This is a genomic window from Paenibacillus tyrphae, assembly GCF_027925525.1.
Lineage (GTDB): Bacteria > Bacillota > Bacilli > Paenibacillales > NBRC-103111 > Paenibacillus_G > Paenibacillus_G tyrfis_B.
In genome coordinates this window covers 1-21,389 of record NZ_BSDJ01000011.1, presented here as the reverse complement: position 1 = coordinate 21,389, position 21,389 = coordinate 1, and the positions used below count along the sequence as shown (strand labels likewise).

Sequence of the window (21,389 nt, the reverse complement as noted above, 5' to 3'; positions counted from 1 at the left end):
CGATCCCTCCACTTGTAGCTGTCAGTTTTAGTATGAGGGTTGCAAGGGGGATTTAAACATCCGCGGGATAATCCCGCCACAGCCTCATTTGCAACAAGGAGCCGGAAGCTCTACAATAGACGACGTGCCTTTTTATGATTGGAAAAATGAGAGAGGAGTATGGAGTCATGGGAAGCATGGGGAGAAAACAGACAATAGCGGGGCTGCTCATTTTGGCAATCATACTGCTGCTTGCGGCCTGCTCGAAATCGGGAGCAGACGGCGATGCCTTCGCCAAGGAAATCTTAAAGCAGTATCCGGCATTGAAAGACCATAAAATGACGGTCATCGAGGTCAAGCGAGTTGTCGACGGCGATACGTTCGAGACGAAGTCGGGGGAAAAGGTGCGCTTAATCGGCGTCAATACGCCCGAAACGGTGAAGCCGAACAGTCCTGTCGAGCATTAGGAAAGGAAGCCAGTCAATTCACAAAATCGAAGCTGACCGGCAAAACGGTATACCTCTTTGCAGACGCGGGAGACAAAGACAAGTACGGGCGGCTTCTCCGGTATGTCTTCATTCAAGGCGATCCCGCAATGTTCAACGAAACGCTGATCCGCGAAGGCTACGCCAATACGATGACCATTCCACCTAACGTAATGTTCCAGGACAGCTTCGTCAAGCTGGAGCGGGAGGCGCGCAGCAAGAAAAAAGGACTGTGGGCCGACAATAAATAAAATAACGGCTATCTTAACTGAAAAAAAACGGTCCAGGCGCATTTGCCCGGACCGTTTCGTTATGTGGCTGATACAAATTCTGTAAAATTAATGAGTTCCTCTGACATCCATATGGTCCAGCTTGCGGGTTTCTTTTTTATACGTGGAGCTTTGAATCCGCTCCTGCAGCTTTTCGTAATACAGGTCTTCGTTGATCGGAAGATCGACCCAATTGTCGGTCCAGGAGGACAAATGCATCGCGTTCGAAAGGGTTAGTCCTTTGATCCCTTCTTCTCCCGGCGCCAGCAGCGGCGTACCGTGCAAAATGTGATCGACGAAATTTTGTGTAATCCCTTTGTGCTGCCCCCCCTCCGAGGAGCTTACCGGAATCTCGCATTTCCAGCATTCCGGCGCACCGAAGCCGCCCTTGAAGTTACGGTTAAACTCAGACTCTGGCACCCGCAGCCGCCAGAATGTCAGCTTGCCGTCTTCGATGACGATTTTGCCGCGGTCGCCGCTCACTTCGAACCGGTTCGTTCCCGGGGCTTCGCCGGTCGTCGTAACGAACAAACCGGTCGCTCCGTTCTCGTATTCTACGTAAGCGGTCACGTCGTCCTCGACTTCGATATTGCGGTATTTTCCGAAATGGCAAAAGGCGCGAACCCGTTTGGGCATCATATCGATCGTCCACTGCCACAAATCGAGCTGGTGCGGGTCTTGGTTAAGCAGCACGCCCCCGCCTTCCCCCGCCCAGGTCGCCCGCCAGCCGCCGGAATCGTAATAGCTCTGGGAGCGGTACCAGTTCGTGATGATCCAATTCGTGCGGCGGATTTCGCCAAGCTCTCCGGAAGAGACGAGATCGCGGAGCTTTTGATACAACGGGTTCGTGCGCTGATTGTACATGATGCCGAAGGCTTTTCCGGACCGGGCGGTAGCTTCGTTCATCTCGCGAACCTGTTTCGTGTAGACACCTGCCGGTTTCTCGACCAACACATGGTAGCCGCGCTCGAATGCCGCAATCGCCAAGTCCGGGTGGTCGTAGTGCGGCGTGCAGATAAGAACGGCATCGAAGGCTTGCGAAGCAAAAAACGAATCCAGATTGTCAAACAGCTGGAACCGGTCTCCGTACTGTTGACGAACCCACTCGAGACGCTCTGGGTTCGTGTCTACAATGGCAGTCAGCTCGCCTCCGGCCACTTCATTTTTGGCAAAATAATTCGTATGGCCCTTCCCCATATTGCCGATTCCGATAAGTCCGAATCGCACCTTGCTCATCGCTTCCCCGCCTCTCATGACATGTCTTGCCTAAATTAACCTTCTTTTCGACTCCTTCATTATACAGTGCACACGTGAACAAAACAATACAAAAAAATCGTTCCTCCGGCCTTACGGACGAAAGAACGATTGTTCATTAATGCACCGTTTGCTTATCCTGTTCGGAAATTTGGCTGAGCGCTTCGCCCGCTTCATCCTCGAATTTGTCGCGAACGGCCAGGTCTCCGATGGATACGATCCCGACGAGATCACCGTTCTCCACAATCGGGAGCCGGCGGATTTGTTCTTTAGCCATAATTTTGGCCGCTTCGTCTACCGTGGTCTCAGGCGGAACAGACACAACTCTTTCGCTCATCACCTGCTTAATCGCCGCGGAGCCTTCCCGTTTCTCCGCATACCCGCGGATGACGAGGTCCCGGTCCGTCAATACCCCGATCAGCTTCCTTCCTTCGACCACGGGAATAAAGCCCGTATCCTCCTGCTTCATCTTAACGGCCGCCTCGTATACGTTATCCTTCAACGTGACCGTCGAACAATCGGTCGTCATAATTTCCCGAAGCGTTCTGGTGCTCATGGCAAATAACCTCCTGAGAAAAGGAATTGGCAGCCTGTTACCGTTCCTAGGCCGCTGCAGGCTTAGAATTCCCTTTTTCCCGGCTTCCCATTCGTCCCGGCCGTTGCTACTTCCCGGGAGACGAAGTCAAGCTCTCGTCCCGGCTTCCTTCATATAATCTTGGATCATCGCGATAAATAAACGGGCCGCGTGCTCCATCGACGTTTCGTCAATATCGAATTTCGGATGGTGATGCGGATGCACGACGCCCTGCGCTTTATTACCCGCGCCCACGAACATAAAGCACCCTGGAATTTTTTCCAGATAATAAGCATAGTCTTCACCGGCCATAATGAGCGGCGCCGTCCGTCCGCCTTCCGTGCCCATAGCCCATGTTGCGGCGCGGTAAAACCGTTCCGCTTCCTTCGCATCGTTGACCACGGGAGGATAACCAAGCTTGTAATCAAGCGTATAGGCTGCTCCGTTCATCAGACATGTCTGCTCTACGATCGTCTCAAGCCGTTCTTTCACCTGCATGCGCAGGGCGGCATCGTAAGTCCGAACCGTCCCTTTAAGCACGGCGGATTCGGCGATCACGTTAAAGCTCGTACCGCTGTGGATCGATCCCACGCTGACGACACAGGGCTGTGTAGGGTCGGTGTTGCGACTCACGATCGACTGTAAATTGACAACCAGCTGCGAGGCGACGTACACGCTATCCACCGTCTCATGAGGCAGACCGCCGTGGCCGCCTTTTCCTTTGATCTCGATCACAAACTCATCCGCCGCCGCCATCATCGGACCGGGCTTGCAATAAGCCGCCCCGACCTCAAACGGCGTCCACAAGTGAATGCCGTAAATGACATCTACCCCGTCGAGCGCGCCTTCCTTGATCATGCCGAGCGCCCCGCCCGGGGTCATCTCTTCGGCAGGCTGAAAAATAAATACGATGCTGCCGCTCAGCGCTTCCTTGTGCTCACTCAGGGTTCTGGCGACACCGAGCAGAGTCGACGTATGAGCGTCATGGCCACAGGCGTGCATCACGCCCGGCACCGAAGATGCGTACTCGCAGCCTTTTTCATCCTGAATCGGCAGCGCATCCATATCGGCTCTCAGCGCCACCGTCGGCCCGTCCGACGCTCCACGCAGCTTGGCCACGATCCCGTGCCCGCCTACGCCCGTCCGAACTTCCAGTCCCCACTGCTTCAACAAATCCGCGACAAAAACCGCTGTCTTCGATTCCTCGAACGAAAGCTCGGGATGGCGATGCAAATAACGGCGCCAAGCGATCATATCGGGCACTGACGCTTGCAGCGTTTCTTCTATCGATTTCATAGGGTACCCCTCCGTCTCTCTCTTGCCACTGTCCGGCGCATTGAAATTTAGCGAGCGCTGAAATGTAGTACCATTTTATCAAATCCTTGAAACGGTTTCATCCATGTGTCACAAGAATTTCACAACTTTATTCGGACGGGCAATTTCCCTCCGTGCATTAGGCTTGCACAAGAAAGGGAAACATACTATCATGAATAAAGGGTTTACTGTAGAGTCGAGGTACATATTTCTAGGAGGGTTTTGTTGTGATTATTGAAAATAGCGGAATTAAAGGCATAAAAAGCGACCTTGCGCATTTGGACGAAGTGATGGAGCAGCTCGGCTTCGTGCGTTGGCAGTGGGAATATTACCGCGCGACATACGATCTGCAATTGCCGGATCGCGAATCTACGAACGATTATTTCCTACGCATCAATGCCCGGGTTGAATCCGGGAAGCTGGAATCGCCTTATGCCATTCTTTATGTCGAGGATGTCTACATCGGCCAAGCGTCGTTCCCACACGGTGTCAACTATCAGGCCGCCATTCCGGACTACATTATGAAAACGGCTAGCGGCAAGCTCGCTGAACTGAAAGTCAAGCTGACTCAATAAGCGGAGGACTGTTATGACAACCCCGCGTCGAGGAACGCCCGATTTTTTGCTGCTATTCTTGACGTTTTCGCTCGTGTGCTTCGGGTTGGCGTTTGTCTTTAGCGCAAGCATGGCTTACGAACCGAACGATCCTTGGTACATGGCAATCCGCCAGGCTATATATATTGGACTCGGCACGATAGCCATGTTTTTTTGCATGAATGTGGATTTCCGGAAGTTTCAGAAATGGGTCGTACCGGCCCTTTTCGTTGTTGTCATTCTTCTGCTCCTCGTCCCGATAATCGGTACGGGAGTCAACGGCGCCAAGAGCTGGATTAGAATCGGCGGCTTCTTCTCCGTGCAGCCGACCGAATTCGCCAAGCTTGCGGTTATCATTTATTTGGCTTCGATTATTAGCAAAAAAGGCGACCGGTTCCAAGACTTCAAACGAGGGCTTGTGCCGCCGCTGGTCGTTATCGGCTTTATCTGCGCGCTAATCATGCTGCAGCCGGACCTCGGTTCTACGATGGTGCTGGTCCTGTGCGCCATGCTGATCATCATTGTCGGCGGGGCGCAGCTCAAGCATGTCTTTTATCTTAGCGCTGGCGGAGGCGTGTTCCTGACCTTGATAGGAATGATTTATTATATCGCCACTGATGGCAACAGCCATCATTTCGCCCGTTTTTCGGCCTACTTTAACCCGTGGGCCGATCCGAAGGGAAGCGGCTTTCATCTTGTGCAATCGCTTTATGCGTTCGGACACGGCGGTCTGACGGGTGCCGGCTTCGGACAAAGCATTCAGAAGCTGCACTATTTGCCGGAAGCGCATAACGATTTTATTTTTGCGATAATTGGAGAAGAACTCGGTTTTATCGGCACCAGTCTGTTTCTGCTGGCCTATCTTGCATTTTTGTGGCGGGGATTGATCGTGGCTCTCCGCTGCCAGGATACGTTCGGAATGCTGCTTGGTGTGGGGATCGTCGGAATGATCGGCGTTCAAGCGTTCATTAACATGGGCGGGGTAACGAATACGATTCCGCTCACTGGCGTGACACTGCCGCTAATCAGCTACGGGGGCACCTCGATGCTGACGTCGCTAGCCGCCCTCGGTATTCTGCTCAGCATATCCAGAGAGTACAATAAGCCGGAAAAAGAACGAGAAACGAAAAAGAGAGCCTGATCCTGGCTCTCTTTCTTGCTTTTACTTGACCCGGTTATTCGGGTCCTCCACGATGGCTTGCTCTTCCTCACGAAATGCGACGCCCTCAACCTTAATATTGACTTCAACGACCGTCAGACCGGTCATGTTCTCTACCGCATCGCGCACATTTTCTTGAAGATCGCGACAAACCTCATGGATCTTACTTCCGAAATTGACAATCACTCGAAGATCGATAGCCGCTTCCACTTGGCCCACTTCCACCGAAACGCCCTTTTGTACGTTTTTGCCGCTCAGACGCTTCGCCAATCCTTCGGAAATACCTCCGGACATACCGGCAATCCCTGGAGTCTCCAGCGCAGCCAATCCTGCAATAGTCGCTACAACGTCATCTGAAATGCGGATAAGACCTGTTTGAATTTCTTCGCTCATGAGGATCACTCCTTCAAGGATTATAGCTCTATTGTAATAACTTCCAAGCGGGAAAGCAAATGTACCGCGCAACCATTTGACAGTTTTCGACATCACCCGAATTCGCGGGAGCTGTAAGCTGGAACAAGCCGATAACGGGCCGCCTGATAATACCTCTAAATGGCCTTAACCGACCCGCCGTCGACATAAAAAACCGAACCGGTCATATAGCTGTTGCGCGGCGAAAGCAGGAATGCCGCCGTGGCAGCCAGCTCCTCCGGCTCGCCGTAGCGGCCGAGCGGAATGTCCTTGACCATGCTCTCCTGTATCTTTTCAACCGTCACCTGATCGCGGGCCGCTTTGGCCGAATCCAGCTCAACCAGACGTTCCGTGCTGATTCGGCCGGGAGATACGGTGTTCAACAAAATTCCGTCCGGGCCCCACTCGACCGATAGCGTCTTCATTAGACCGACGATCCCCGTCCGCAGCGTATTGGACAGCACCAAGCCGGGGATCGGCATTTTCACCGACGACGAAGCGATCGTGACGATCCGTCCTCCCTGTTCCTTCATCAGCGGATGGAAGCCTTTGACAAGCCTGACAACGCTCATGAGATTCAATTGAATGGCATGGAGCCACGCCTCCTCGTCCAGCGACAGAAAGCTGCCGCTTGGCGGCCCTCCGGCATTGCATACGAGAGCGTCAACCCGGCCGAATCGGTCGGCAGCCTGCTGGACGAGCCAGCCGATTTGCTCTGGGCTGCTTAGATCGACAGCCATGCCTGTAGCCGATACGCCGTATTTTTGCGCCAGCTGGGCCGCTACGTCGCATACGGCCTGTGCATCGCGGCTGCAGAGCAATAAATCGGCTCCTTCCGCCGCCAGCTGCTCAGCGATTGCCCGCCCCAAACCCTTGCTGGAAGCGGTGACAACGGCTTTTTTACCTTTTAAATATAAATCCATGAAAAACTCCTCCCTAAAAGTATTTTACTTTGTCCAAAAATTGATTATATTAGAATAGGTTTTATTCGAGTTAGGTATACTTTACCACATGAGGTGATCCTTTTGAAACGCCACGGTTTTACGATCGGTCTGCTTGCAAGCTTCGCCCTAAGTGCAGTGGCTCATTATGTCGGAGCTCCCACATTCAGCCCTACGGTGCAATTCTTAATCTCGGCGGTAGCGATCGTCTTTGTCGCCGGCTTCCTGGGAAAAGCTACGGAAAGTGTGGCGCATTATGCCGGGGAAAGACTGGGCGGTTTTTTGAACGCGACGTTCGGCAATGCCGCAGAGCTTATCATCGCCATCTTTCTGGTGAAAGACGGGATGTTCGATATCGTCAAAGCCAGTATCACCGGCTCCATTATCGGGAATATGCTGCTGGTGCTCGGACTTAGCGTGCTGCTCGGCGGCTTGAAATTCAAGGAACAGACCTTCAACGTAAAATTGGCCGGTCACAACGGATCGCTCATGCTATTGGCCGTTATTGCGCTGTTCATTCCTGCCGCTTTCGCCCGGAGCTTCACCACTCATGAAACGTCCAATCTGAGCATCATCGTATCCGTGATCCTGATCATCGCTTACCTGCTCTGGCTCGTCTTCTCCATGATCACGCATAAGAACGAGCTGTCGGACGAAGTCGTCGAGCACGGGGAAGCCGCATGGTCCAAAGGCATGTCCATTGTATTTCTGATTATCGCTACCGCCATGGTCGCCTTTCAGAGCGAGTGGCTAGTACATACGCTGGAGCCGTTCAGCCATCAATACGGACTGTCCGAGCTGTTCGTAGGCGCCTTCCTGATTGCCATCGTCGGCAATGCCGCGGAGCATAGCGCCGCCGTTATGATGGCCCGGAAAAACAAAATGGGCGCCGCCGTCGAAATCGCGGTCGGCAGCAGCCTGCAGATTGCCCTGTTCGTCGCGCCTGTGTTGGTGCTGCTCTCGCTTCTTTTCGGCAAAACGATGGATCTCGTCTTTACGACCTACGAGATCATAGCCATCGGCGTAGCCGCGTTTATCGCCAAATCGATCTCCAAGGACGGAGCCACAACGTGGTTCGAGGGCGTGCTGCTGCTGGTGGTCTATATCATTCTGGGCATTGCGTTCTTCTTAGTGTAGAAGCCATACGATACAAAAAACAAAGAGTAACCTTCCCAGTGAAGGTTACTCTTTGTTTTGACTCATAGCCTCATAGAGCTGGGCCATATTCCGTTCCAGCTTCATCAAGATCTGTTTGCCCGCCGTCTCGGTAATCAGCTCCGCCCGGATCGCAAAGTCAATCTCCCGCGACAACCCGTAAATTTGCGTATCTAACACCTCTTCATACAGAGGACATTTGCGCGTGGTTAAGTTTTCCATCTGCACTTCGATCAGCTTCTCGATCTTGTCCGCATCTTCTTGCAGCAGATGCAGAGCCTTCTGCGACAAGCTGAGCAGCACATCCGACGACATGGTGCTCCCCCCCTGTAATCCAACCATTTGCGTTCTCCGGCGGTCAACCGGACGAACATGCGGCCCCGGTACTTATCCGAAGCAGGCGCTTAAACGCCGATAGTTTTATATTAGTCGAAAACGACGCAATACACAAGTCGATAGACCAAGATAGACGCCGGACTTTGAGAATTATTCTCAAAAAAATAAATAAAGGCATCTTCGCCTGTGCGAAAATGCCTTTACCTGGAAATCGTATGGATTAGTCTTGAATGCTGTTGATCTTAAGACCATGCTTCTCGAACACTTCGGCCATCGCTTTCTTTGCTTCGTCGGCATCCGGACCGTGAACATGAAGATCATAGTTGCTGGATGTGAGCAGCGTCGTAAACAAGCCGAGGATGCTCTTCACATCGATATACTTGTTATCATACTGAAGAACAATGGAAGATCTGAATTTATTGGCGGTTTGAGAAATTTCCACAATTGCGGCGTTATTGGCGTTTGGCATACAAAATCCCTCCATGCGTCTAGTGACGGACAAGATAAATCGCTTTCTTCAAATATGATACCGTGGAAGGGAATAACATGCAACACTATTTTCGTTACGATTACTTTAAATTTTCCGGGTTAAGCCCTTCCAGCTCCGGAATGACGAATCGTCCGTCCTTGCGGATCAGCCGGTCGTCAAAATAAATCTCGCCCCCGCCAAATTCCGGTCGTTGAATAAGCACCAGGTCCCAATGAACGGCGGAGCGGTTGCCGTTGTCCGCCTGCTCATACGCTTGGCCGGGTGTGAAGTGGAGACTGCCATCGATTTTCTCGTCAAACAGCGTATCCTTCATCGGGTATAAAATATGCGGGTTAAACCCGAGGCTGAATTCCCCGATATAACGGGCGCCTTCATCCGTGTCGAGAATTTTGTTCAGCCGGGTGGTATCGTTTGCGGTAGCCTCGACGATTTTGCCGTTCTCGAACCGGAAGACGACGTTCTCGAACGTAACTCCGGAATTTTCGGAAACCGTATTATAGGCGATGACGCCGTTCACGGAATCGCGTACCGGGGCGGTATACAGCTCGCCGTCCGGGATGTTGCGACGGCCGCAGCATTTGACGGAGCCGATGCCTTCGATCGAGAAGGAAATATCCGTTTCCCCCGGCCCCACGATGCGCACGCGGTCGGTACGGTTCATCAGCTCCTGAAGCGGAGTCATCGCATCGGACATTTTAGCGTAATCCAGATTACAGACGTCGAAGTAGAAATTTTCGAATTTTTCCGTGCTCATGCCGGCGAGCTGCGCCATCGACGCGTTCGGATAACGCAGCACGACCCAACGCGTATGCTTGATCCGCTGCTCCATGTGCACCTTTTGGCTGTAAATTTTTTTGTAAAGCTTCATCTTATCCTCAGGCACGTCGGACAGCTCGCTTACGTTTTCGCCGGCGCGAACCGCAACATAACAGTCCATATCCTTCATTCGCGACAGGTGCATATCGGCCCAGTGCTCCAGAAACTCGGGCGTCGCAGAACGCAGCACTGCCGCCGTAATCGCATAGTCCGTCAGTTCCACGTAAGGATGGCCGCCGCGGGCATGCACCTCTTGTACGAGACATTTGACGATTTCCCGTTCGGAGCCGATCATCTCGATCAGCACCCTTTCGCCGGGCTGTACATTCAAAGAATAACCTACAAGATTGCGAGCCAATTGTTCTAAACGGGGATCACGCATCGAATCTTCTCCTTTTTCCATTTACCAATGTTAAAATTTGCTGCCGCTTTTGGTCCATTTGTTTTTGTAATAATTCCCGATGATCAGCAGGACGAAAAACAAGGCTAATGCGGCAAAAAGTCTTCCTTTATATCGGCCGAGATGGAGCAAGTCGTGCCCGATTACCGATTCAAGGAAAATCATCGGCGCTTTGCCGATCAATGTACCGATCACAAAATCCCTTGGTTTGACCTTCATGACCGCAGCGCCCAGGTTAATGCCGAAGGAAGGTATCACCGGAATAATCCGGCTGGCTGCGATGTACCAAAGTCCGTGCCGCTCCAGTCTCCCGCTCCATTGCTCGATGAAATCGTACTTCGCGAGCTTGCCCTGCACCCATGCCCTTCCGTAATTTCTCGCCGTATAATACGCAATAAACGCTCCAAGGCAAGCAAACACATAGTTGACCAGAAACCCTCGCCACAACCCGAAAATCAAGACGTTAGCCCCGGCTACCAAGACAAAAGGCACAACGGGGAAAAGCGTCTGCAGCACAACGAGCAGCGCCCCCGCGACATGACCTATCCATCCGAGAGAACGGAGCGCTTCCGACAACTGGTGGACATTCCAATTGGCCAATGGTCAAGCCTCCCTTCGCATATCATATTGTACCAGAAATTGCTTCCGATCACGAACGTATTGGAGCGATAGCTTGCAATAAAAAAGCATATTTTCGTAAACCGTCCCCATATTCCTATGCTTGACACAACCATATCCATCTTATAAAATAAGAAGTCGAGAATAAGCATCGGAATTACTGCTCTGGCAGCCGTGCTTATGGTGGAAGCTTGCGTCACCCTCTGTAAGATTTTGCTGCCGACAGGACCGCGGCTGGTTCTTCTTGTCGGGTGCGGATCGTTAAGAAACGCTTCAGGCAAAATCGGGCACACGCTTCACCCGTTTATTAACTTAACCAAATTATTGATAAAAGGAGCTTCCCAACTTATGGCACGCTACACTGGTCCTAAATTTAAATTAAGCCGCCGCCTCGGCATTTCCTTGAGCGGTACTGGTAAAGAATTGAAACGTCCTTTCCCTCCGGGGCAGCATGGCCCGGGACAACGCAAGAAGATGTCCGGCTACGGCGTTCAATTGCAAGAAAAACAAAAACTTCGCCACATGTACGGCTTGAACGAGAAGCAATTCCGCAACCTGTTCAACAAAGCTACCAAGCTGCAAGGGATCGCGGGCGAAAACTTTATGTTCCTGCTTGAAAGCCGTTTGGACAACCTCGTATACCGTCTGGGCTTCGCCAACTCCCGCGCTGGCGCGCGTCAATTGGTTTCCCACGGTCACGTAACGGTTAACGGCAAGAAAGTCGACATCGCTTCTTACACGGTAAGCACTGGCGACGTGATCGGCCTTCGCGAGAAAAGCCGCAACATGTCTTCCGTTAAAGAAGCTTTGGCAAACCGCAACTACCTGCCGGCTTACCTCGAATACAACGAAGGCGCATTGGAAGGCAAGTACGTTCGTTGGCCTGAGCGCTCCGAGCTTGCTCAAGAAATCGATGAAAAACAAATCGTCGAGTTCTACAGCCGCTAATAGAATTAACGCGCAAACTACTACGAAAAAAAGCCCAAAAACCCTTATTTATCAAGGGTTCCGGGCTTTTTTTCATTCAATCAATATTGCAAGTTAATGCACTATAATGCACCCATTTGGGGCTAAATAGGGCTTGGTTTGGGGCTAAAAATAATGTGGGTAGACGCTCTTATATTCCAAGTGCCAGATAAAAAAAAGAACCCAGCTCTATTCTCTGGGTTCTTTGGTTTGTTCAATTATTCCTTAAACTTAACTCATGCCCTAACCAACTCCACGCGCCCAGCGTTACTATACAAAACAGGCTTATTATGAGATATGGAAATTTCGCAATAGTCACCAGTATGGTCATAAATAAGTTCCTCACCTAAGTCATTTTCTGCTACTACATAACCTTCAGGTAAAACATATTCAACGCCCTCGTCACAATCTACGAAATCATAATGGCCACAATACCACATAGAGAAACTACGTTTTACCTTCCAATCACTATCCGCCTGTAAATTCTCCCATTTATAAAGCTTAACGGTTTTCGTATTATCCACCTCCAATGTGCGTTACCACATTTCTAATATAAATATACCACGTCAAGGGCAGTTTTTTCTTTCGAGTAAAATCTTTTTCAGGGGCTTCGCCACACTTCCATCCGCTTGTCAAGTTCTTTTTTTAAAAAAGGATGCCCCCGCCGTCGATACCGACTTGCGGAGCATCCTTTTGTTATATGGCTTAACCTAACTTAATACGGGCAAATTTGCGTTTGCCGACCTGCACGATTTCGCCGCCCTGCGGCGCGAGCTCGGCGTTAGGATCGTCAATTTTCTCCTCGTTGATCTTCACTGCGCCCTGCTGTACGCTTCGGCGCGCCTCGCTGCCCGAGCTCTGCAGACCAAGCGTAACGAGCAGCTTCACAATACGGATTTTGCCTTCTTCCAGCGCCTCCTGCGGAAGGGCTACTTCCTGGATATCCTCCGGCAGTGCGCGCTGCTGGAAGACGGTGACGAAATGCTGCTGCGCTTCTTCCGCAGCCTGCTGCCCATGATACATCCGGACGAAGGTGTAAGCGAGCCGCATCTTCGCATCCCGCGGATGAACGGTGCCGTTGCCGAGCCCGTCGCGAAGCTGCTGCAGCTCTTCGTTCGAAATGTCGGTTGCCAGCTCGTAATATTTGAGCATCAGCTCGTCCGGCACGGACATCGCTTTGCCGTAAATCTCATTTGGCTCTTCGTCGATTCCGATATAGTTGCCGAGACTCTTGCTCATCTTCTGCACGCCGTCCAGCCCTTCGAGCAACGGGTTCATGACCGCTACCTGCGTATCGACTCCGTATTCCTTTTGCAGCGTGCGCCCCATCAACAGATTGAACTTCTGATCCGTTCCGCCCAGCTCAATATCGCTCTTCAGCGCCACCGAGTCGTAGCCCTGCATCAACGGGTAGAAAAACTCGTGGATATGAATGGGCTGGCCGCCGGAGTAGCGCTTGGAGAAATCGTCCCTCTCCAGCATGCGCGCCACCGTCAGCTTGGCCGACAGCTCAACGACATCGACGAACGTGAGCGGTCCGAGCCATTCGGAGTTATAGAACAGCTGTGTTTTTTGCGGGTCCAATATTTTATAAATTTGCTTCTGATACGTCTCCGCATTGCGCTTGACGTCTTCTTCCGTCAACTGCTTGCGCGTCTCGGATTTGCCCGTCGGGTCCCCGATCCGCCCGGTGAAATCGCCGATGATGAGCTGCACCTGGTGCCCGAATTCCTGAAACTGGCGCAGTTTGTGCAGTACGACCGTATGGCCGACATGAATATCCGGAGCCGATGGATCGAGTCCCAGTTTTACTTTCAGCGGAGTTCCCGTTGCGACGGAATCGATCACCTTCTGCTTCAACTCATCCTCAGGTACGATCTCCACGACTCCGCGGCGAATCGTCTCCAGCTGACGGTTCACCTCCTGCTGCTGCTCCGGTGTCAATTGTTCCCATTTTGCCATTGCCTGTTCCTCCTGCTTAGTCTCTAAATTTGCAAAATAAAAAAAAGCCTCTCATCCCAAGGGACGAGAAGGCTTTGCTCGCGGTACCACCCTAATTAAAGCCCGGCAAACGAAACGGTATCGTAGGAAGAAACTGCGAGTCCTTCACCCAAGACCGTTGCCAAAGCTTTCACTTCATCGGATAACGGGCTGCTGCCCGATCGGAAGCTACTGACGGGCGGCTATGGTATGCCGTTCCGCGGTTCCCTTCCGCTGCTCCGGACGGTAATTCGGTCTAAGGTCGGCTGCCGGTTCGCACCATCCACCGGCTCTCTGCAAGCTTAGTTCCTTATCCTACTAAGTCCATCACTGCATTTCAGCGGTATACAATTATCCCTAGTTATATCACAAGGCCAAAACGATTGTCAAACCCCCGGGTTCGAAGCGGCAAAATCAGGCTGAAATCAGCAAATCGTCATAGAGAACGATTTTGCGGCGGTGTGTAGCGGAGCGCTTTTATGCTATAATGTTTAAGGAATGTTTTCCAATCAGGAGGAACTCGCTTTCATGGAGAAAGAGACAACAAAAAAAAGGCCGAGATATCAAGTCATCTTGCTTAGAACTGGCAAATATACTCTACATACGATCAAGTGGCTTTTTATCGCCGGTTTGTTTGCGGGGTTGCTGGGGGCCGGCGCCGCTTTCGGTTATGTCAGCGCACTAATTAAAGATGATCCGATTCGGAGCAAGGAAACGATGATGGCGCAAATGCAGGACGACGCCTTGACCGGATTCGTGTATTTCCGCGACGATACGGTAGTCGGCCAGCTTCGTACCGAGGAAGACCGGCGGATGGCGGGCTTGAAGGATATTCCCAAGCCAGTGCTGGACGCCGTATTGGCGATTGAGGACAACGACTTTTATCAGCATCACGGCGTAGACCTCAAAGGAACAGTCCGCGCGGTGCTCCAAAAGCTGATGAATGAAGACATTCAGACCGGCGGCAGCACGATTACGCAGCAGGTCGCAAGGCGCGTCTTTCTAACGCTGGACAAGGCCGATAGCCGGAAAGCCAAAGAAATTTTGCTCGCCATGCGCATGGAGCGCCTGATGTCGAAGGACGAAATTCTGCTGGCCTACTTAAACAAAATCCCTTATGGCAACGGCTCGTCCGGCTACAATCTGTACGGCATTAAAGCCGCTGCCAAAGGGATCTTCAACATCGACGATCTGAGCAAATTAAATATCTCGCAAGCCGCCTACCTGGCCGGCGTCCCCCAGCAGCCGAGCAACTTCTCAGCCTTCACCAGCAAAGGCGAGGTCGACGGCGCCGCATTCAAACGTGCGGTTCAGCGCCAGCAGCTCGTGCTGAAGCGAATGCTGGAGGAAGGTAAAATCAACGAGCAGCAGTACCAGGAGGCACTGCAGTTCGATTTGAAGGGCTCGCTTGCCGAGCGGGTCAAGAAAGCTTATTCCACCTACCCTTTCCTCATGATCGAGGTAGAGAAAGAAGCGGCCAAGGCGCTGATGTCAGTCCAACAGCCGAAGCTGGACCCGCAAGCCAATCCGGAGACGTACAGCGAGGCGCTGAAAAGCGTACAAGCCCAATTGTCCCGAGGCGGCTATCACGTGTATACGACGATCGACAAAGACATCTACGAGTCGATGCGCGACATCGCGAAGGATGGCAATAACTTTACTCCTGACGATAAAGTCAAAGGAACCGAGCAAATCGGCGCTGTCATGATGGACAGCAAAACCGGGGCGATTCTTGGCATGATGGAAGGCCGCGACTTTTTCAAGGAGCAGTTGAATCACGCGACCCAAGCACTTCGCCAGCCCGGTTCGACCATGAAGCCGATCGCCGCTTATTTGCCGGCCATGGAGAAGGGCGCCATTCAACCGGCCTCGGTCATCGACGATGTCCCGATCATTCTCAAGGACGGCAGCAGAGGCTTTCACATCCCGGAAAACTGGGATGACGGCTACCACGGACTCGTCACGGCCAGACGGGCGTTAAACCAGTCGTACAACATTCCGGCAATCAAATTGTTCGTCGATGTCGTCGGCATTAAAGAAGCCTGGGAATTTGCCAAAAAGATGGGGATCGTCTCCATTACCAAGGACGATTATCAAGCCCAGACAGGCGTTATCGGCGGTTTGAAATACGGAGTAACGGTCAAAGAGCTGACCAATGCCTATGCGACGATCGGCAACAAGGGCGAGTTCAACGAAGCGTTCATGATCCGAAAAATTACTGATTCCAACGGAAAAGTCGTCTACGAGCATCAGCTTAACCCGACAACCGCTTTTTCCGAGCAAACGGCTTATCTGATGACCGATATGATGCGCACCGTCATTACGTCCGGTACGGCAACCGATCTGATGAAAAATTACAAGCACTATGGCAAAATGCCGATCGTCGGCAAAACCGGCTCGACCCAGGACGATGCCGATGCTTGGTTTATGGGCTATACGCCGGACATTACACTTGGCGTCTGGGTCGGATATGATCAGCCAATTCATAAACTGAGCAAGAAAACCGGCGGAACGAACCGGGCCAAAAATATTTTTGCACTTGTTCTAGATGACGCGATTAACAAAAAACCTGAACTGTTCCCGACAAAAGAGTTCAAACGGCCGGAAAATATCGTCGAGGCGACCGTCTCAAGCCTTTCCGGGAAGCTGCCGAGCGAAGCGACTTCGAAGGCGGGTAAGCTCGTCACGGACGTATTCAATAAAAAATTCGTTCCGACCGAAGAAGATAACGTCATGGTAAGCTTGCCGATTATTACGTATAACGGAATCAATTATATCGCACAAGACGGAACGCCAAGCGAATTTGTTCAGCAGAAGGGCGTGATCAAGCGGGAAAAACCGCTCGGACCTTTGTTTAAAGAACTGGCGAACGCCATGGAAAGAGTCAAAGCGGACCGCCGCCGCAGCCTGGATTTTTATCGTCCAAAAGATTACCAGGACGATGCGCCTTCCGAGACCGATCCACGAACGGATGACGGAAACCCGCCGGCAGCGCCTACGACGGTCGTCGCAACCCATGCAGGCGACACCAGCGTCATCACGTTCCAAGCGAGCTCAAGCGCCGATACCGTCGGCTATCGGTTATACCGTTCCGTCAATCACGGACCGTACCAACGGGTAAGCAAAGTCGTGATCGCCGGCGACGAGGCGAAGTTTACGGATTCCGTCAACGGAGGAAACCTGTACGGTTATTATGTGACCGCTGTCGATGTTGCCGGTAACGAATCCGTACCAAGCAAAGCGGCTTACACGGACGGGACGTCCGTCGATCTATCGTCGCTTCCCGCGGGTGGAGGTCAGAAGACCACTCCTCCGGACGGCAAACCCGGCGATGGAAAAAATAACGAGAGTACAGGCGGTTCGGAAACGGGCACCGGCTCTGAACCGAATAAGGAGCATAACGTCGGCAGCGGATCTACCGGCAAGGAAGATCAGACACCCGTCAAGACGCCTCCGGCTGCGCCTACCGGCTTATCGGCCAAGTCCACCGGCGGAGGCGTCGAGCTGAACTGGAAGGACAATGCCAGCAAAGAAAAGGTTAAGGAATATACGGTATACTATAGCGAAAAAGAAAACGGCAAGTTCGAGAAAATCGGTACGGTAGCGAATGCAACGCAATTCAAATACTATGCCGTCTCCTATGACGGCTATTACAAAGTTTCCGCCACAAATGAATTCGGCGAATCCAAGCTTTCGGCGGCGGTGAAGTTCAAGAAATAGCAGTAAGGAAAAAGGGATACGGACCGCTTGCGCGGTTCGTATCCCTTTTTTAGATAATAAAAAAGAGGACTCCGCCACTTGAAGCAGCAGAGATCCTCCCTTGATGATAAACGATATAAAGCCACTACCGGACGAGCTTCCTAGTCCTCGATGGTCGACAAGTCGCCTGTCGGCAAATTAAGCTCCCATGCTTTCAGCACGCGGCGCATAATTTTGCCGCTGCGGGTTTTCGGCAGCTTGTCTTTGAATTCGATCTCACGCGGCGCGGCGTGGGCAGACAAGCCTTCTTTGACGAACTTGGAAATATCCGTTTTCAGCTCTTCGGATGGTGCATAGCCTTCGCGCAGGGCAATGAACGCTTTGATGATCTCGCCACGCATCGGGTCCGGTTTGCCGATAACCCCCGCTTCCGCAACTGCCGGATGCTCTACCAGCTTGCTCTCCACCTCGAAAGGACCTACGCGCTCCCCTGCCGTATTGATGACGTCGTCGACGCGGCCTTGGAACCAGAAATAGCCGTCCTCGTCCATATAAGCGGAATCGCCCGAAATGTACCAGCCCGGAATCCGAAAATACTCTTCATATTTCGCCGGATTGTTCCAAATTTTGCGCATCATCGACGGCCAAGGCGTCTTGATCGCCAGATTGCCCATGCGGAACGGCGGTAACACGTTGCCTGCATCGTCGATGATCGCCGCTTCGACGCCCGGAATCGGCTTGCCCATCGAGCCCGGACGGATCGCCATGCTCGGATAGTTACAGATGAGATGTCCGCCTGTCTCGGTCATCCACCACGTATCGTGAATGCGTTGATCGTACACCTTCAGTCCCCAGCGGACGACTTCCGGGTTCAGCGGTTCGCCTACGCTGAGCACATGACGAAGGGAGCTGAGATCAAACTGCTTCACCGTATCGTCGCCAGCGCCCATCAGCATGCGGAATGCCGTCGGTGCGCTGTACCATACCGTGACCTTGTATTTCTCGATCGTGCCGTACCAGTTCTGCGGAGAGAAGCGGCCTCCGCGGATGACGTTAGTCGCACCGTTGAGCCACGGCGCAAAAATACCGTAGGACGTGCCGGTGACCCAACCCGGGTCCGCCGTACACCAATAAATGTCCTGCTCCTGAAGATCCAGCACGACACGCCCGGTATAATAATGCTGCAGCATGGCATTATGGACGTGGAATACGCCTTTCGGCTTGCCGGTGGAGCCGGATGTATAGTGAATGATCAACCCGTCTTCGCGGTCCACCCACTCGATCTCAAGCTCTTCGGAAGCGGTGGCCATTTCTTTATAATAATCGACTTGGCCTTCGGATAATGACAGATCTTCTCCGACCAAGATCACATGCTTCAAATGCGGGAGGTCTTGAACGGGTACACGCGAAAGCTGCGAAGGCGTCGTAATGATCGCCACGGCCTCACTGTCCTCCAGACGATCCTTGACGGCCGTCTCCATGAACGCTTCGAACAACGGACCGACCACGGCTCCGACTTTGATCGTGCCGAACAAGGCAAAGTAAAGCTCCGGTGAGCGCGGCATGAAGATGAAGACCCGGTCGCCCTTCCCTACGCCAAGCTTGCGCAGAATGTTGCCGAACCGGTTGGACTGGGCTTTCATTTCCTTGAACGTGTACTTTTCGTCGCGGCGGTCATCGCTGTAGTACAGAGCGATCTTGTCTCCGCGCTGCGAATCGGCGTGGCGGTCAATCGCTTCATAAGCGACGTTCACCTTACCGGTTTGGGACCATGTGAATGCTTTCTCGATATCCGCCCATTGAAATTGGACGCGTTCTTCCTCGTAGTTTTTCATGTTGGGCGATGTTGCTACGGGTGCTATGATTTCGACATTCGTATGATCCATGACCATTTCCTCCCCAAAGCTCTCTTTTTTTTCACTTTGATGAAACGCTTTCATACGCACTAAAACATATTATACCACAACACTTTTTATCCGACTATTTTTTTGTTATTCTTAAAGTGAAGTTCTGGAAGGGAGTGAATCGCCGCAGATGGAGCATGTTAAATTGTATCATTCCCAAGTTATTCCGTATCAGAACGGCGAAATCATTCTGGAGGGCCCTGTGCCTCCCGAGCAGCTCCGCGACTATTCGATGCATCCGGATCTGGATGCGTTCCGAAGGCCCAAAGAGCAGTTCGAGGCGCTTGTCGAAATTGCCGGGCTACCGGAGGGACGAATCGTTCTGGCGAGGATTTCGACGCAGATTGTCGGCTACGTCACATTCCATTATCCCGACGAGATGGAACGCTGGTCGGAGGGAAATATGGAAGATTTGGTCGAGCTGGGCGCGATCGAGGTGGCGGACGACTATCGGGGGCTTGGCCTTGGCAAGAAGCTGATCCGACTGGCCTTCGAGGACGGACAGCTTGAGAATGTCATCACGTTTACGACCGAATATTACTGGCATTGGGACTTGGAAAAAAGCGGACTTACCGTTTGGCAGTACCGGGATATGATGGAGAAGCTGATGAAAAGCGTCAATATGGTCTGGTATGCTACCGACGATCCGGAAATCTGCTCTCATCCGGCCAACTGCCTGATGGTGCGCATCGGCAAAAAAGTGCCGCTGTCTTCCGTGGAGCAATTCGACCGGGTCCGATTCCGGCAGCGGTTTATGTACTGATGGGAGCGCGAATAGCATGAGTGCAAAAGCTTTGTTTGTTTACGACGAGAATGAAGTCGCCTACAAGTTCAACGACAGTCACCCGTTTAATCAGCAAAGACTGGTGCTGACGGTCGACCTGCTGCGCAAGGCGAAAGCGTTGTCCGGCGACAGCTTGATCCGGCCGATACCGGCCGACGAAACGCAGCTTTGCTCGGTGCATTCGCAGGAATATGTCAATGCCGTCAAGGCATTAAGCGCCGACCAGCCGACGGAAGAGTGGCTGCATCAGGCAGGAAAATACGGGCTGGATACGGAAGATACGCCCTTTTTCCCGGGAATGCACGAGGCCACGTCCATTTTGGTCGGAGGCTCTATTCGGGCGGTCGATGCCGTGCTCGGCGGAGAAGCCGGGCACGCGCTGCATTTGGGAGGCGGACTGCACCATGCCATGCCGAATAAAGGAGCGGGCTTTTGCGTCTACAACGATGCGGCCGTAGCCATCGCGCATGCCAAGAGCAAGTATGGCGTGCGCGTCCTGTACATCGATACCGACGTGCATCACGGCGACGGCGTCCAATGGAGCTTCTACACCGATCCGGATACCTGTACGTTCTCTATTCATGAAACGGGCAAATATTTGTTTCCCGGTACGGGGGCGGTGAACGAGCGTGGCGACGGGACGGGCTTCGGAACGACGATCAACGTGCCGATGGAGCCTTTCACCGAGGATGAATCGTGGCTGGAATGCTTCGAGGAGGTGCTTGTCAAGACGGCCGCGCAGTTTAAACCGGATCTTATCGTTTCCCAGCACGGCTGCGATGCCCATGCCTACGATCCGCTGGCACATATTCACTGCAGCATGGAAATTTACCGGGCGATGCCGCGCATCATCCACCGACTCGCACATGAGCACTGCCAAGGTCGGTGGGTAGCGCTCGGCGGCGGAGGCTATGATATTTGGCGCGTCGTTCCGAGGGCCTGGAGCCTCCTCTGGCTGGAAATGAACGAGCATCCCCTGCTCCAACAGCTGGAGCAAAATCCGGAAATGGCCCTGCCGGCCGACTGGGTAACGAAGTGGCAGCCGTATTGCGGTGAAGCGCTTCCAACGACATGGCTGGACGCGGTGCACACCTGGGACCCGATTCCGAGGCGACGGGAAATTACCGAAAAGAACCGGCATACCAAAGAAATTGCTTCGCTTTATTTGGCCTAATCCTTTGACTTGCAGCGCTGTTTTAGAGGCATAACTGCCTTACAAGTACCTTGATTCGTTCTATGAAAATGCAAACAGCCCGCGGCCG

Annotated in this window: 21 protein-coding genes and 1 other annotated feature; of the genes, 9 read left to right on the top strand and 12 right to left on the bottom strand. The window is 52.6% G+C overall.

What is annotated here, in order from left to right; all coding sequences use genetic code 11:
• Positions 1-167 precede the first annotated feature (167 nt).
• Both QMG93_RS14860 and QMG93_RS14855 read left to right on the top strand, forming a co-directional pair.
• Positions 168-446 (top strand): thermonuclease family protein, encoded by a 279-nt coding sequence (locus QMG93_RS14860; RefSeq protein WP_281937720.1) that lies wholly within the window; start codon positions 168-170, stop codon positions 444-446.
• A gap of 32 nt (positions 447-478) precedes the next feature.
• Positions 479-715 (top strand): thermonuclease family protein, encoded by a 237-nt coding sequence (locus QMG93_RS14855; protein WP_281938107.1) that lies wholly within the window; start codon positions 479-481, stop codon positions 713-715.
• A gap of 87 nt (positions 716-802) precedes the next feature.
• Here the strand turns inward: QMG93_RS14855 and QMG93_RS14850 are convergent, their stop codons facing one another.
• From QMG93_RS14850 to QMG93_RS14840, 3 genes are all read right to left on the bottom strand, one after another.
• Entirely contained in the window at positions 803-1,969 is a 1,167-nt protein-coding gene (locus tag QMG93_RS14850) for a Gfo/Idh/MocA family protein (protein WP_281937718.1), read from the bottom strand.
• A gap of 136 nt (positions 1,970-2,105) precedes the next feature.
• Entirely contained in the window at positions 2,106-2,543 is a 438-nt protein-coding gene (locus QMG93_RS14845; RefSeq protein WP_216796892.1) for a CBS domain-containing protein, read from the bottom strand.
• Positions 2,544-2,669: 126 nt separating this feature from the next.
• Positions 2,670-3,857: a M20 metallopeptidase family protein gene (locus QMG93_RS14840; RefSeq protein WP_281937713.1), complete on the bottom strand. Its 1,188-nt coding sequence runs from the start codon at positions 3,855-3,857 to the stop codon at positions 2,670-2,672.
• A 245-nt stretch (positions 3,858-4,102) separates the two neighbouring features.
• Between QMG93_RS14840 and QMG93_RS14835 the strand changes: the two genes are divergently transcribed.
• Both QMG93_RS14835 and ftsW read left to right on the top strand, forming a co-directional pair.
• The gene (locus QMG93_RS14835) at positions 4,103-4,450 is read left to right on the top strand and encodes a YugN family protein (RefSeq protein ID WP_281937711.1); all 348 of its coding nucleotides are present in this window, start codon (positions 4,103-4,105) and stop codon (positions 4,448-4,450) included.
• A 13-nt stretch (positions 4,451-4,463) separates the two neighbouring features.
• On the top strand, positions 4,464-5,609 hold the full coding sequence (gene ftsW / locus QMG93_RS14830) for a putative lipid II flippase FtsW (RefSeq protein WP_281937710.1): 1,146 nt from the start codon (positions 4,464-4,466) through the stop codon (positions 5,607-5,609).
• 21 nt (positions 5,610-5,630) lie between these two features.
• Here the strand turns inward: ftsW and QMG93_RS14825 are convergent, their stop codons facing one another.
• Together QMG93_RS14825 and QMG93_RS14820 are read right to left on the bottom strand one after the other, a co-directional pair.
• Positions 5,631-6,020, bottom strand: coding sequence for an Asp23/Gls24 family envelope stress response protein (locus QMG93_RS14825; protein ID WP_281937709.1), 390 nt, complete (start codon positions 6,018-6,020; stop codon positions 5,631-5,633).
• A 155-nt stretch (positions 6,021-6,175) separates the two neighbouring features.
• The gene (locus tag QMG93_RS14820; protein ID WP_281937707.1) at positions 6,176-6,961 is read right to left on the bottom strand and encodes an SDR family oxidoreductase; all 786 of its coding nucleotides are present in this window, start codon (positions 6,959-6,961) and stop codon (positions 6,176-6,178) included.
• Positions 6,962-7,063: 102 nt separating this feature from the next.
• On the opposite strand from QMG93_RS14820, the gene cax reads away from it, so the two are divergent.
• Positions 7,064-8,116: a calcium/proton exchanger gene (gene cax / locus QMG93_RS14815; RefSeq protein ID WP_281937705.1), complete on the top strand. Its 1,053-nt coding sequence runs from the start codon at positions 7,064-7,066 to the stop codon at positions 8,114-8,116.
• Between the two features lie 45 nt (positions 8,117-8,161).
• Here cax and QMG93_RS14810 read toward each other — a convergent pair whose 3' ends face one another.
• The 4 genes from QMG93_RS14810 to QMG93_RS14795 form a co-directional block, all read right to left on the bottom strand.
• A complete protein-coding gene (locus tag QMG93_RS14810) occupies positions 8,162-8,449 on the bottom strand; it encodes a YlaN family protein (protein WP_281937703.1) in 288 nt (95 codons plus the stop codon).
• Between the two features lie 241 nt (positions 8,450-8,690).
• Positions 8,691-8,939 carry an HPr family phosphocarrier protein gene (locus QMG93_RS14805; RefSeq protein ID WP_010498192.1) on the bottom strand — a complete coding sequence of 83 codons (249 nt, stop codon included), beginning with the start codon at positions 8,937-8,939 and terminating at the stop codon, positions 8,691-8,693.
• 100 nt (positions 8,940-9,039) lie between these two features.
• Complete coding sequence (locus QMG93_RS14800) at positions 9,040-10,158, bottom strand: aminopeptidase (protein WP_281937700.1); 1,119 nt, start codon at positions 10,156-10,158, stop codon at positions 9,040-9,042.
• Between the two features lie 30 nt (positions 10,159-10,188).
• A complete protein-coding gene (locus tag QMG93_RS14795) occupies positions 10,189-10,776 on the bottom strand; it encodes a TVP38/TMEM64 family protein (protein ID WP_281937698.1) in 588 nt (195 codons plus the stop codon).
• 366 nt (positions 10,777-11,142) lie between these two features.
• Between QMG93_RS14795 and rpsD the strand changes: the two genes are divergently transcribed.
• Positions 11,143-11,742 carry a 30S ribosomal protein S4 gene (gene rpsD / locus QMG93_RS14790; RefSeq protein WP_281937695.1) on the top strand — a complete coding sequence of 200 codons (600 nt, stop codon included), beginning with the start codon at positions 11,143-11,145 and terminating at the stop codon, positions 11,740-11,742.
• Positions 11,743-11,996: 254 nt separating this feature from the next.
• On the opposite strand, the gene QMG93_RS14785 is transcribed toward rpsD, so the two are convergent.
• Both QMG93_RS14785 and tyrS read right to left on the bottom strand, forming a co-directional pair.
• Positions 11,997-12,290, bottom strand: a complete 294-nt coding sequence (locus QMG93_RS14785; RefSeq protein ID WP_163768020.1) for a hypothetical protein — start codon at positions 12,288-12,290, stop codon at positions 11,997-11,999.
• 175 nt (positions 12,291-12,465) lie between these two features.
• Positions 12,466-13,722, bottom strand: coding sequence for a tyrosine--tRNA ligase (tyrS, locus tag QMG93_RS14780; RefSeq protein ID WP_281937690.1), 1,257 nt, complete (start codon positions 13,720-13,722; stop codon positions 12,466-12,468).
• 56 nt (positions 13,723-13,778) lie between these two features.
• Positions 13,779-14,080, bottom strand: a binding site (T-box leader).
• Between the two features lie 188 nt (positions 14,081-14,268).
• On the opposite strand from tyrS, the gene QMG93_RS14775 reads away from it, so the two are divergent.
• Entirely contained in the window at positions 14,269-17,460 is a 3,192-nt protein-coding gene (locus tag QMG93_RS14775; RefSeq protein ID WP_281937688.1) for a transglycosylase domain-containing protein, read from the top strand.
• Positions 17,461-17,600: 140 nt separating this feature from the next.
• On the opposite strand, the gene acsA is transcribed toward QMG93_RS14775, so the two are convergent.
• Positions 17,601-19,325: an acetate--CoA ligase gene (gene acsA / locus QMG93_RS14770; protein ID WP_281937686.1), complete on the bottom strand. Its 1,725-nt coding sequence runs from the start codon at positions 19,323-19,325 to the stop codon at positions 17,601-17,603.
• Positions 19,326-19,473: 148 nt separating this feature from the next.
• On the opposite strand from acsA, the gene QMG93_RS14765 reads away from it, so the two are divergent.
• Both QMG93_RS14765 and QMG93_RS14760 read left to right on the top strand, forming a co-directional pair.
• On the top strand, positions 19,474-20,106 hold the full coding sequence (locus tag QMG93_RS14765) for a GNAT family N-acetyltransferase (RefSeq protein WP_281937684.1): 633 nt from the start codon (positions 19,474-19,476) through the stop codon (positions 20,104-20,106).
• A 16-nt stretch (positions 20,107-20,122) separates the two neighbouring features.
• Positions 20,123-21,301, top strand: coding sequence for an acetoin utilization protein AcuC (locus QMG93_RS14760; protein WP_281937682.1), 1,179 nt, complete (start codon positions 20,123-20,125; stop codon positions 21,299-21,301).
• Positions 21,302-21,389: the final 88 nt, after the last annotated feature.

What these genes read in the sequence shown, in the direction of transcription:
- QMG93_RS14850 (WP_281937718.1), bottom strand. Translation starts at nt 1,969, where the DNA reads ATGAGCAAGGTGCGATTCGGACTTATCGGAATCGGCAATATGGGGAAG.
- QMG93_RS14860 (WP_281937720.1), top strand. Translation starts at nt 168, where the DNA reads ATGGGAAGCATGGGGAGAAAACAGACAATAGCGGGGCTGCTCATTTTG.
- QMG93_RS14840 (WP_281937713.1), bottom strand. Translation starts at nt 3,857, where the DNA reads ATGAAATCGATAGAAGAAACGCTGCAAGCGTCAGTGCCCGATATGATC.
- QMG93_RS14825 (WP_281937709.1), bottom strand. Translation starts at nt 6,020, where the DNA reads ATGAGCGAAGAAATTCAAACAGGTCTTATCCGCATTTCAGATGACGTT.
- QMG93_RS14810 (WP_281937703.1), bottom strand. Translation starts at nt 8,449, where the DNA reads ATGTCGTCGGATGTGCTGCTCAGCTTGTCGCAGAAGGCTCTGCATCTG.
- acsA (WP_281937686.1), bottom strand. Translation starts at nt 19,325, where the DNA reads ATGGATCATACGAATGTCGAAATCATAGCACCCGTAGCAACATCGCCC.
- tyrS (WP_281937690.1), bottom strand. Translation starts at nt 13,722, where the DNA reads ATGGCAAAATGGGAACAATTGACACCGGAGCAGCAGCAGGAGGTGAAC.
- QMG93_RS14820 (WP_281937707.1), bottom strand. Translation starts at nt 6,961, where the DNA reads ATGGATTTATATTTAAAAGGTAAAAAAGCCGTTGTCACCGCTTCCAGC.
- QMG93_RS14775 (WP_281937688.1), top strand. Translation starts at nt 14,269, where the DNA reads ATGGAGAAAGAGACAACAAAAAAAAGGCCGAGATATCAAGTCATCTTG.
- ftsW (WP_281937710.1), top strand. Translation starts at nt 4,464, where the DNA reads ATGACAACCCCGCGTCGAGGAACGCCCGATTTTTTGCTGCTATTCTTG.
- QMG93_RS14805 (WP_010498192.1), bottom strand. Translation starts at nt 8,939, where the DNA reads ATGCCAAACGCCAATAACGCCGCAATTGTGGAAATTTCTCAAACCGCC.
- QMG93_RS14760 (WP_281937682.1), top strand. Translation starts at nt 20,123, where the DNA reads ATGAGTGCAAAAGCTTTGTTTGTTTACGACGAGAATGAAGTCGCCTAC.
- QMG93_RS14845 (WP_216796892.1), bottom strand. Translation starts at nt 2,543, where the DNA reads ATGAGCACCAGAACGCTTCGGGAAATTATGACGACCGATTGTTCGACG.
- rpsD (WP_281937695.1), top strand. Translation starts at nt 11,143, where the DNA reads ATGGCACGCTACACTGGTCCTAAATTTAAATTAAGCCGCCGCCTCGGC.
- QMG93_RS14765 (WP_281937684.1), top strand. Translation starts at nt 19,474, where the DNA reads ATGGAGCATGTTAAATTGTATCATTCCCAAGTTATTCCGTATCAGAAC.
- QMG93_RS14800 (WP_281937700.1), bottom strand. Translation starts at nt 10,158, where the DNA reads ATGCGTGATCCCCGTTTAGAACAATTGGCTCGCAATCTTGTAGGTTAT.